Raw genomic sequence first — 6,820 nt, forward strand, 5'->3', positions numbered from 1 at the left:
CCTTTGTTAGGACCTCTAAGGGGCCCGGGCCCGACGACGCACCCGCTGCCTCTGCCCGTTCCCTGCCCGCGCCCCGCCGCCGGCCGGCGGCACCCAAGGAGCCCTATGCCGCCGGTATGCCGCCGCTGGATCCGGAATCGGTGCGGCCCTTCCGCCGCCTCGATCGCCCCGCCGCGGAACTCTTCACCGCTGGCGAGCCCGTAAAGGACAGCAGGCAGAGCGTCGATGCCTTCCTCGCCTCGCTGCCCGAACTGAACCCGCCCACCGACGGCGATAACGGCTATAACGGCCAACAAGGAGAGGATCGTTGAAAGCCTCGGTACGTGATCCGCAGTCCCCACCAGCTCCCCCAGCCCCGCCGGCCCCCGACACTGTCGGCCCGCCGACCACCCTGCTGGGGTGGCGCACCCGCCTGCGGCAACCACCCTCCAAGCTCCCATCCTTGGTTCCGCTGCCGCCGGAAGACCCTTCCTCCGCCGACAGCGAGGATAAAAGGGAGAACGACCCCCGCGTCCGCTACCACGCCGACCTCGGCCTGGTCGAGACCACCGACATCCAGCGCGGACTGCTCCTCGCACGGCGGATGCTGCGGCGAAACGGCGAACGCCGCCAACCCGGCCCGCACATCGCCATCGACAGCGACTACCGCGGCACAGGCAAACGCACGCTGCTGCACCACATCGGCATGGGCCACCAAGGGCGCCGGGAGAAACTGCACGGCATCGACGACACCCGCATACCGGTGATCTGCATCAACGCCCCGCCCACCCCGGGCACCCCGGCCGACTGGTCCGCCGCCCTTGCCACGTTCCTGGGCTGGGACCTCTACCGCTCCGACACCGACAGCCGGCCCGTGCAGCGCATGAAGGACTTCACCGGGCCCGCCGTGCACGTGATGCGCACCAACCACGTAGAGGTGTGCCTGGTCGACGGGATCGACCGGCTGCGCACCGAGGACCTGCAGCCCACCTTCGACTTCTTCGACTACCTCGCGGACGAACTGAGCCTGACGGTCTTTTGGAGCGGCATCGGCTCCAGCGACATCCTCCGCGAAGCACGCACCGCCCGCTTCCCCGCCCTGCGCCGGACAAGCGACGCCGCACCGCTGCGCCAGCGGTCCGTACCCACCTTGTGGGTCAACCGGCTACCGCCTCGCAGCCCCGAACACCCCGACGAATGGCCCCGCGCCCTGGCCAGTTTCGACGGAAGACTCCAGCTGTGCCACCACCGGCCCAACAGCCTCCTGGAGCTCGCCGAAGAGCTCTACGACATCACCGACGGGCTCATGGAAAACCTCACACCGCTGCTCAGCATGGCCGCGCAGATCGCCATTCTCGACGGCACAGAGGCGATCACACCGGAGATCATGCACGACGCAGCCCGATACCTCGATCTGCCCGCGGCAGGCACGATGGGCGAGGCGTGGTGACGCAGAGCGCGGGTGCCGGGCTCTCACCACCGACGAGTACGCGGGCCGCTCGCACGCCGTGCCGGACACTCGCACGCGTAGCCCAGCGGGCCCGCAGCCGGCGGGCGTCCCTGAAATGCGACAGGGTCCAGATCCTCGAATGGATCCGGACCCTGCTCGGCAGTAGCGGGGACAGGATTTGAACCTGCGACCTCTGGGTTATGAGCCCAGCGAGCTACCGAGCTGCTCCACCCCGCGTCGGTGAAGCCAACCGTACGCCATCCCGCGAGGTCCGCAGACCACCTCCGGCCAGGGGCTATGCAGCGAAGCCGACGTTGGTGCAGTACTCGTACGCTCCGTACTGGGATCCCAGATCAGGCAGGATGTCGTCGGTCCAGGCCGCGTCCAAGCCGTGGTGGTCACCGGCCGCCCACGCGCCGACGATCCGGTCCCAGCGGCGCACGTTCATGTGCCGGAAGGGAACGTCGCGCTGCAGCGGGCGGGCGACGCCGGACTGGTTGAGGGGGTGGATCTCCACCCGGGTGCCGCCGTTCGCGTTGAGGCGCTTGAGCAGGTGCCGGGCCACGTTCTGCCGGCGCCCCACCCGGTAGGCGTCGTCGATCTTCTTCAGGTTCTTCGCCGAGGGGCGGCGCTTGCCCTCCAGCCACGCCTTGAGCGTGCGGTCGGTCACCGTCAGCCCGGCATCCCTGGCGGCCTGGCGGGCGTGTTCGGACCTCGTCAGATAGTTCAGGCGCGCCATCAGACCGCGCTTCGCGGTGACGGGGGTGGCGATGCCGCCGGCGAGGTCGTCGAGCTTCCGCCCGACGAGTTCGCTTCCCCTGACGCCGCTCGCGCCGAACCTTCCGAAGTCACTGTTCCTCTCCGGCATCTACTGCTCCTCCCCCATCGTGTCGGTGCCCGCGGTGTAGAGGTCTTTGACCTTGACCTCGGTAACCCCACGGCCTTCGGGAAAAACACGGCGCCAGTCGCCGATGACGTGGAGTTCGTCGGTGCCCATCGCGCGGACGACGGCGAGTCCTTCATCGTGGGCTTTGAGCGCCTTCATCCAGAGGTTGGCGAAGGCCTGCGAGCGGATGATGTGCATCCAGTCCGGCCGATACAGCTCCCGGTTGTAGTTCGACTCCCCCATGGTGGACACGAACTTCGAGTACATCGCCTTCACGTACTCCAGGGTGACGGCGTCGCCGTCGGCGATGGCGGTGTCGCGGACGTCCTTGAGCGTGATGCGGAACTTCTCCAGCAGGTTCTCCGTCGCCCCCGAAGTGTAGGACTCGTGGACTTCCGGCGCCTCGCACAGCCCGCACTTCGGACTGGACAGGCGCAGCAGGAGACGCAGGGTGGGCTCGGTGACCCACAGGGGTCCGGGTTCGTCGCGCTCGCCGATCGGGCTGGGCAAGTAGGCGTCGTGCTCCCAGACGGGTGGGGTGATCAGGTGGACTCCGGCCCGGCGGCGATCGTGCGGCATGCCGGTGGTGTGCTCGAGCTGCCCGAGCGGCAGATGAGTCTTGAGGGCGGACAGATAGGCGCCGTTGATATCCAGTGCCGTCACCTCATGAACACCGGGCGGCAGTTCGGCGCGGGTCCACTTGGGGCGGGCCTCCCAGATCTGGTCCGCGCCCCGGGAGGTCTGCTTCTTCAGGATGTCGGGAATTGCGGGGTGGGCGATCACGTCGTACCGGGCGCCCTTGCGGGTCTCGTCCAGCAAACTCATCGCGTCCGGAATCGCCTTCTTCAACAGCGCCGCGGTGGCCGCTTCCACGTCACCCCGGTGCTCGGCGAGCGCTCCCTCAACCGCCGCATGGATCAAGCCCACCGGACCTGACGGCTCCTGGAACGCCCGGCGGGCCGGGCCCTTGGCGCGCTCCGACGGCTTCGAGGCCGGGGCGGGCCGGCCGGCGACCGGGGCTGGCCGCGCCTCGACTGTGCCGTCCTGGCATTCGGCTGGGTCCAGGTGCTGGGCGAAGCCCTCCACTCGCACTCCGGCCGGACGCCCGCACAGCACACACAGCTCCGGCGCGGTGAGTACCTCGACTTCGTCCCCGCCCTCGGGCTCGGACGAAGCGGGCTCGGCCGCAGTGGACTCCACCGCCGGCTCGGTTTCGGGCGTGGTGTCGGTGGCGAGCTTGGCGCTCAACCCGTCCAGGAGGTAGGCGTACTTGACGCGCACCTCGCCGGCCGGATCCCGGCCGGCTTCCCAGGCGCTGACCGTGGACGGGCTCACTCCGAGGGCGCGGGCCACCTGCGCCTTGGACAGCTGAGCCTGCTCGCGCAAGGCGCGGCGGGCCTCGGGGTCCGGGAGGTCGGTCTGCGGGCCGACGGAGGCGAGGAGCGAGTCGATCGCGTCGAAGTCACTCACCGGAACGCTCCCTTCAGATGTAGGTGACGGGGTTGCGGGACAGGTGCGGGCTCTTGGTGGCCCGTCCGACACGGTCGTCGCCCCGCAGCAACTCCCCCTGGAGGGCGTAGCGGTCGCCGTGTTTGGAGATCCCGGTGATCTCCGCGACGGCGAGGACAGTGCCCCCGGCGTTGATGATCTGCACCTCGTCCTGGGACAGGGCACGGTCGGCATTGAACTTCCAGATACCGCGACCAACCTCCCATGCCTCGTCCTCACTCATGCCGGGGCGCCATCCGATGGTCAACCGCCCGAGCATGTCATCGGGGTCCGCCTCACGCTCGGGGCCGATCTGAATCTGCAACACCCGCCCACCTCCCAGAAACCGAACTCTTCAACTTGTTCCAAAGTTACCACCCAACCATGTAACTTTACAACAAGTTAAAAAGTATTCACCTTGCCTGACCTCAGCACGACTTCACCGCTCCGACCCTCGACACGAAGGCCAGGCGGAACAAGCCTGAAATCGAGATGATCAGCGACGGGCACGGCTTGCCGAAGAGGACACTCCGCTCGCAGCGGACCGGCGCAGGCTGCCTCTTGTCCGGGACTGCAGTGGGCGTATCGGGTTCGGGCCGGTCACGCCTGCGTTGCGGGTGAGGTCGGTAACGTGAACGGCATTGTCAGCGGCCCCCGCTAGGGTCGGGACTGTGATCGAGGAGTACTACCCGCAGGCTCACGGGCACCTACAGAAGGCTCAGCAAGCGAAGGCGGAGATGGCGTCGCTATGGGGCACGCTGCTCGACGGAGGGCTTGCCGAGGAGAGCGTGGTCACACACCCAGACGGTTCGGGGGCGATCAGTGCCTGGCTGGCGTGGCCCGCCGGGCGACAGGAGGAGCTGACCGAACTCTTCCGCGGGTGCGTGCGGGAGCTCTGGGCGTGCCTGGACGCGTTAGTGGAGGAGTCGGTCGAGGCATTCAGCGTTCTGCAGAGGGTACGTCGGCCGGAGCAGCCTCGCTTCTTTCCGATCGCCGATTCGCCAGAAGGGCTGAAGGAACTGCTTGCGGAGTCCTGCATGGACGGGACGCTTCGTTCTCACGTAGCGATGGTGCAGGACTGTCAGCCCTTCCAGAACGGCGACAGCAACGAGATCGTCGATCGATTGAGGACGTCGCTGGGCTATCTGGTCGCGTGGGAGGCAGCTCTGGCTGCCGGTGCGGTGATCGGCGCGTGGGCGACCCCCGTCGAGCCGCAGGTTCACGTGGAATCGCCCGTCGCGGTCCAGAGCGTGGAGGCTGAACCGCCGGGAGCTCTGGACGCCGAGCGGGTGCTGGCTCGCTACCAGCTGGGCTCGTTCCGTCCTGGCAGTACCGTGGAAGCTCAAGCGGGCACCTACATCGACCTGTGTTTCGCTGAGGGGTTCGCTCCCGCCAGCGTCGAGGACACCTTCGATCGCCGCCTGACAAATGCGGTAGAAGCGGTGACCCGGTTCGCCGTCTCCTTCGCCTGGCTGTCCAGCAAGGTTCCGGGCAGCAGAAAAGTGCTGCCTGGCCCGGGCCTTGGCGACGGAGACACGTGGGTGGAGGCCGCGCGCTCGTCCCGGCGTTGGTCCTCTGAGGAACTTGCTGGCCTGGCCTCATCGGATATCGGCCTGGGGCGGGTCGAGGACGCCGACACTCTCATACTGATGGTGAGCGCGGCGGACGGGGTGTATGAGCGGGTCGTTCCGAACGCGACGCCTCTACGTGGGCATGCGCGCCGGGGAACGGCCGCGGAAGTGGCTGTGCAGGATGCGGCCGCGACGTGGGGTCTGCCTGACTTCGTGATGGTTCCGAGTGTGGAACGCAAGGGCCGCGGGGTCAGGGAGATTAGCGATGGGCTACTGATCGTCGGCGGTCGTGGCGTGGTCGTACAGATCAAGGCTCGCGAAGGCGTGCCAGGCGCGCCCGAGAAGGAGTCGTCCTGGGTTCTCAAGCAGCTGGCTGCGGCAGCCAAGCAGATCAGTGGCACCGTACGGCGGCTGAAGACGCAGGGCGTTCAGATGACGACCGGGAGAGGACGCAGCGTCCGTATCGACAGCCCGGCTGTGAACTGGATCGGCGTGATCATCATCGAACACCCGGCTCCCCCTCCAAACCTGGCCATCACCACCCAGGCTGGCGCAACGCCGGTGATCGCTCTCCTGCGCCGCGACTGGGAGTTCCTGTTCAACCAACTGCGTTCCACCCATGCCGTGGTCGGCTACCTGCATCGGATCGGCACCTCGACCCCTGTGCTAGGCGGCGAGCCGGAGCGCTATTACGAGCTCGCGGCCGCGGACGCCGCGGCGTCGCCAGGGCCAATCAATCCATCCTGGATTCGGCGCGGAGGGCAGCCGTGCAACGTGCCGCTGTTACCTGCCGCACCGGCGGGTAGCGACGACGATAAAGCGCACACCATGGTCCGCATCGTGCTTGAGGACGTGGCTACCAGCTTGACCGGGCCCGACGAGTGGGAGCCCTGGCAGATCGTCCTTGCTTCTCTCGACAGTCTGCCTGTCGGATACCGCACGGACCTGGGCCGTTTCCTGCTCAATGGGCTGGACACGGTCACAACCGCAGAAGCGGGTGCCACTGCGTGGCGGATGCGCACGTTCATCGCCGGACCCGACCAGGACCAGCTGGGGTTCGCCGTCTGCTCCGCCTTGACCGATCACACCCGCGCCGCGTTCTCCGCTTGGCTGCAACTGCGCCACCACGAACGAGGGAAGGGCACGGACCTTGCCTCCCTCACATCAGTGGGGGTCCTCCTCACTCCCCGAACGGACGGCTACCGTGAGTGGGATACCACTGTCCAGGTCATCAACGGGGATCCGGAGCTTTCGACGGCCGACCTGCGCGTGTACCGGGACCTGTGGAATAAGAGGTCCTAACAGAAGTCACTATCGGTGTGACCGTCGGCTTGGATGCTCGTTGGGCTGTTCGTGGGGAAGAGAGAGTCGCGTCCGTGGGTCGTCTCGGATGAACTGTGGTCGCTGATCGAGCCGTTGTTACCTGATCCGGGGCCGAAACTGGTG

5 protein-coding genes, 1 tRNA gene and 1 pseudogene are annotated in these 6,820 nt (G+C 67.5%); 3 read left to right on the forward strand and 4 right to left on the reverse strand.

Features of this window, described 5'->3' with window-relative positions; all coding sequences use genetic code 11:
• Together DVH02_RS36635 and DVH02_RS33350 are read left to right on the forward strand one after the other, a co-directional pair.
• Nucleotides 1-311, forward strand: a pseudogene (locus DVH02_RS36635) (hypothetical protein); the annotation flags it as partial.
• A gap of 131 nt (nt 312-442) precedes the next feature.
• Nucleotides 443-1,429: a hypothetical protein gene (locus DVH02_RS33350; RefSeq protein ID WP_114627580.1), complete on the forward strand. Its 987-nt coding sequence runs from the start codon at nt 443-445 to the stop codon at nt 1,427-1,429.
• A 163-nt stretch (nt 1,430-1,592) separates the two neighbouring features.
• Here the strand turns inward: DVH02_RS33350 and DVH02_RS33355 are convergent.
• From DVH02_RS33355 to DVH02_RS33370, 4 genes are all read right to left on the reverse strand, one after another.
• A tRNA-Met gene (locus DVH02_RS33355) sits at nt 1,593-1,666 on the reverse strand.
• A 58-nt stretch (nt 1,667-1,724) separates the two neighbouring features.
• Nucleotides 1,725-2,297, reverse strand: coding sequence for a helix-turn-helix domain-containing protein (locus tag DVH02_RS33360; protein ID WP_114627581.1), 573 nt, complete (start codon nt 2,295-2,297; stop codon nt 1,725-1,727).
• Nucleotides 2,298-3,785 (reverse strand): helix-turn-helix domain-containing protein, encoded by a 1,488-nt coding sequence (locus tag DVH02_RS33365; RefSeq protein WP_114627582.1) that lies wholly within the window; start codon nt 3,783-3,785, stop codon nt 2,298-2,300.
• Nucleotides 3,786-3,798: 13 nt separating this feature from the next.
• A complete protein-coding gene (locus DVH02_RS33370; RefSeq protein ID WP_114627583.1) occupies nt 3,799-4,131 on the reverse strand; it encodes a hypothetical protein in 333 nt (110 codons plus the stop codon).
• 343 nt (nt 4,132-4,474) lie between these two features.
• On the opposite strand from DVH02_RS33370, the gene DVH02_RS33375 reads away from it, so the two are divergent.
• The gene (locus tag DVH02_RS33375) at nt 4,475-6,676 is read left to right on the forward strand and encodes a hypothetical protein (RefSeq protein ID WP_233518615.1); all 2,202 of its coding nucleotides are present in this window, start codon (nt 4,475-4,477) and stop codon (nt 6,674-6,676) included.
• Nucleotides 6,677-6,820 lie beyond the last annotated feature (144 nt).

Origin of the sequence: Streptomyces corynorhini (genome assembly GCF_003346515.1) — a bacterium.
Taxonomy (GTDB): Bacteria; Actinomycetota; Actinomycetes; order Streptomycetales; family Streptomycetaceae; genus Streptomyces; species Streptomyces corynorhini.

Bases quoted from the DNA above. Each gene is read 5' to 3' on its own strand.
- DVH02_RS33360 (WP_114627581.1), bottom strand. From the start codon at position 2,297: ATGCCGGAGAGGAACAGTGACTTCGGAAGGTTCGGCGCGAGCGGCGTC.